Here is a 3,794-nt window from a genome sequence, read left to right as displayed (position 1 = left end):
CAGAGCCTCAGCTTCTGCAATTCGATATTCGGGCCGATCAGTTCTAATTTTGGGCGGAAAATCATATCTGCGATCCGATCCCCTACCTACTCTCAAATCCAGTCCCATCCAAACTCCGACGCGAAAGCTACTCACCACCCAGTCCCGATTCGGGCCGGACCAAGTTCTCGTGAGGCGCGACTCCTTCGCAGCAATCCGATCTACTACCAACCAAGTCCAAGCAACCAAATTCACTCCGCCTCTCCCATCACCAACCTAGAAGTCATTCCGGCAGCCACCGCCAAGGTAAAACTGCCGAATAATCATATTCATTTTAACCCAGAACGTTCAACGTGTAGGCAGCCAGCGGGCTAAGGGTGAGCCTTAATTCCTCCCAGAGCAGGCCAGCCCGCGGGGTTGCCTACCACGGCTTGTTGGCCGCTTCTTCATAACTGTTCGATCGTCACGTCAATGTCGTAGTCGGCTGAGCAATCCAGAATCTTCAGGAAATACTCGTCAATCCATCGAGCGACCAATTCCGCATCAGATGGCGGAATCTCGAAAGTAGCAAACGTCCGTGTTTCCCAGTTCACGAGTTTCAAGCCGGCAATCGACGGCAAACTCTTCACACATTCTTCTGGATTATTGCTGTGAGGATACGCGGCATTGATGGTGTACTCGGTGAACTGAACCCACTTATCCGCATCGCCCTCCAACTCCAAGGTCGCGCATGTAGCGGGAGATCCTTCGATTGCTTCTAGGATCGCAGGGCGGATGGCAGCAATTTGGTCAACGCTCATGAAATTCTTCCGGCCAACGTCATAGCCCATCCGGCCGCGCCCACAAGCTCCGATTCAAACTGGCGGCTTGTCGCGGTCGGATGCGGCGGCTTGTTGTGCTTCTTTCATTTTTGGTGAATTAGAACGGATGCCACGCAATCCATAAAATAATTGTGGCAATAACGAGGAATGCAACAACACGAAGGAAATCGGTAACATCAAATGAGCGCTTTACCGGGGATCTCTCCCTTGCAACTTGGTTCATCAAACGAAAGCCTTCTATGATGCTGAGGCGACCCAATATGACATCGAAGTACATCGGGCCTAGGTCGAAGCACAACCTACGAATGCGGCGGCTAGTCCAGTGATCATCTTCCGCATTGAATCGCAGGATCTCCGCGTGGCAGCATGACGATGATTCGACTCGTAGCAGGAATGGGCGTGTCCCCCTGATCGCCAGTACCGACCATGTGAACACCAGGGTTGGAAGCTCAAACAGTATGAGTATCGTCGCCGCTACGGAATTCATCGCTCTTGATTCTTGGCACAACGTTCAATGTCCAGGCACGGGCGAATGCCCGTTGCCTGTGACATCTTGTTCGATTAGTCAGCGTTCTTCTCCAACAATTGGTTGTATATCAATAAAATCAGAAGATGCTCCTTCATCCCAAGGATAAGCACAGTCGATTTGAGATTTCCAAACGACCTGAAAAACTTCAAAATCCTCTTCATTGTTAAACCAAAATGCGGATAACAAATATTTTGATGCGACTTCTTTCGAAACTTTAAGAAATACGACTTCTCCTTCACCTTCAAACAATTCTTTTGTTGCTTCGGATAGATCAAAAGGTTTATCTTCTTTAGCCTTCGCTGCAATGTCTCCGATCACTGCATGAGCAATTTTGCCGGGGAGGCCAAAAGTAATTATCTCCGGATGCCCATAGGTTTTGTGAAGGCCTACTGAGTAAGTAAACTTATGATTACTATCCTTTTCAAACACGGTAACAGTGGCAAAGCCGTTTCTGGCTATATCTCCCTCAAGCTTTCTAAAATACTCTTCTTTCGCTTGTTTATTCATCGTATTCCATCGAACGTCAAAGGACAGGCGCGCCGTTAGGCGTTGCCTGCTCCGCCTTGTTCTGCTTGTCGTTTTTGCTATAGAGGTAGGATGCGTGCCCGTTGGTATCGAGCCACTCTAAAAAGCCTTCAATTTCTGGGCCTCCTAAGTTGATTGTGTATTCGATGCCGAAAATCGCAATCACTGCAAACATCTCGTCGATCTGCCCCGGTGTCTCTTGCGATTGTAAGCAGAGAAAATCAAATTCGTGGAGCACTTGGAAGCTCGGTGAGGTCGCGTCGGAAAATTCAAAGTTGGCTGGATAAATCTGACGTATGTGAATGGGCCAGACAAACCCGGGACGTCCACGCCTGACGTAATTTCGCAATTCATCGAAAGACTCGTTATCCACCAATTCTTGATTCCAACCCTCAACGTCCATGCAGCGATAGGCTAGGGCTTCGAGGGCAATCATTCCGATGAATCGTGCAAGCTCATAGGAGACCTTAGGCACTTCCGAGGCAGGTAGTATAAAGGTTCCGTTGCATTGCGTTTTAAGAGCGCCAATAAGCCTGCGTTCATCTTCTTCTGAAGTGGCAGAAAAGGCCAAGCCCTGCTCGGTGTATTGAAAGTCTAGCTTCGTCCGACTTCCAAGGTGGAATCCAGAGACTATTGGAGTTCTCCCTCTTCGATTGGGAACTCCCATTTCAAATCTTGAAAGCTTGCCATATTGGGTGCTCAAAAATGGTTCTTCGACTTTTCGAGCCAGATAATTGTTGCACTGGTCGCAAACCCAGCCAGCTCCTAGGACATGAACATCATTCCCGAGAGCCTTGGGAATAATGTGCTCCATAGACCTACTCGAGCCCGACGAAGATTTGCAGAAGATGCAGCGCATAATTTTATGCAGAACGTCGAAGGCCTCCTACACCTGCCCGAGGGCGCGGCTTCGACTGTGGGTTGCGGGTTGAATGGCCATAGGAAACTGAACTCGCGGCGGGGCAGGTGTTAGGAGCGTCGCCTTGTTCTCCGTTACGTATTCATTGGCGAAGCTCCAACAAAATAGAATCCATGCTCACGACAGGCTACGTCCAATGCGGCTGGCTTCCATGAGCGCATACGGCGGAAGGCATACATCCCCTGCAACGATGAAAGCTGCCCGCTGTATGGATACTTCTTGGGCATCGCTTGAGCGTAGAAAATGAAGCGGCCTACCTTCTTCATCTGGACCGAGAAAAAATACTTCTCATCGCGAAATCTCTCTGCGGTCGTAACGATCAGTTCTTCACCCAAGACAGCGCGGAAAGTGTATTCCTCGGCAGGATCAGCGTCCTCCGCGCCCATAAGGTAAAAAGAACCGAAACCGTAATACTCCTTCTGATCGAGTTCAGACGGGTAGATCAGGCCATCATTCGCAGCGCTCTGACGCACGAGATAATGAATTTCCTCAGTCATACCACCTCTCTGGTTGTTCGCGCCGAATCATTCAGCAAAAGCGCAGAAGTGTCCGATTCCCACTTATACTGATCTCCGGACACCTTCTCTGAGCCAACGATTGGTGACCAAATCATGTCATGGCCAAAAACGAAAGTCCGAGTCTCGCCCGCAGTTCTGATTCTGTAACGCGCCAACCCAGCAGATCCTGCATCCATTAGCTTCAGATCAAGCGCCTCCACCTGATCGTCCTCCGTGGCAAGCTTCACCACGTTCGATGTTCTGTCACCGCTCGTGTGGAATGCCCACGCCTTCGCTTCGTGGAGATGTTCCCCGGAGTAGAAGCCCCGGCCCAACTCACCACCACCAAGCGTCACATCGATAACGCCCGAAGTAAGTGCAGCTGCATTAGCTGATGATGTTCCGTGATAGCTTTCCATTTTTTGGGAGAACGTATAAGGCCATCCGCGGCGGGATGGAAGCAACAAAATCAACTATCGAGCTGATCGCCGTCGGATGCGCCGCCTTGTTCTGGACTGGCTGAC

General features: G+C 50.2%; 5 protein-coding genes. All 5 read right to left on the bottom strand.

What is annotated here, in order from left to right; all coding sequences use genetic code 11:
- Positions 1-425: 425 nt before the first annotated feature.
- Positions 426-779, bottom strand: a complete 354-nt coding sequence (locus JIN85_RS19900) for a hypothetical protein (RefSeq protein WP_200274140.1) — start codon at positions 777-779, stop codon at positions 426-428.
- Positions 780-1,365: 586 nt separating this feature from the next.
- Positions 1,366-1,836, bottom strand: a complete 471-nt coding sequence (locus JIN85_RS19895) for a DUF4262 domain-containing protein (RefSeq protein WP_200274138.1) — start codon at positions 1,834-1,836, stop codon at positions 1,366-1,368.
- Between the two features lie 16 nt (positions 1,837-1,852).
- The gene (locus JIN85_RS19890) at positions 1,853-2,713 is read right to left on the bottom strand and encodes an HNH endonuclease (RefSeq protein WP_267906744.1); all 861 of its coding nucleotides are present in this window, start codon (positions 2,711-2,713) and stop codon (positions 1,853-1,855) included.
- Between the two features lie 134 nt (positions 2,714-2,847).
- Positions 2,848-3,270, bottom strand: coding sequence for a hypothetical protein (locus JIN85_RS19885; RefSeq protein ID WP_200274134.1), 423 nt, complete (start codon positions 3,268-3,270; stop codon positions 2,848-2,850).
- A complete protein-coding gene (locus JIN85_RS19880) occupies positions 3,267-3,689 on the bottom strand; it encodes a hypothetical protein (RefSeq protein WP_200274133.1) in 423 nt (140 codons plus the stop codon). Before JIN85_RS19880 ends, JIN85_RS19885 begins: the two co-directional genes overlap by 4 nt.
- Between the last annotated feature and the right edge of the window lie 105 nt (positions 3,690-3,794).

The sequence above is a fragment of the Luteolibacter pohnpeiensis genome (genome assembly GCF_016595435.1).
Taxonomy (GTDB): domain Bacteria; phylum Verrucomicrobiota; class Verrucomicrobiia; order Verrucomicrobiales; family Akkermansiaceae; genus Luteolibacter; species Luteolibacter pohnpeiensis.
The sequence above is the reverse complement of the archived record's forward strand: the minus strand, read 5'-3'. Positions and strand labels throughout refer to the sequence as shown.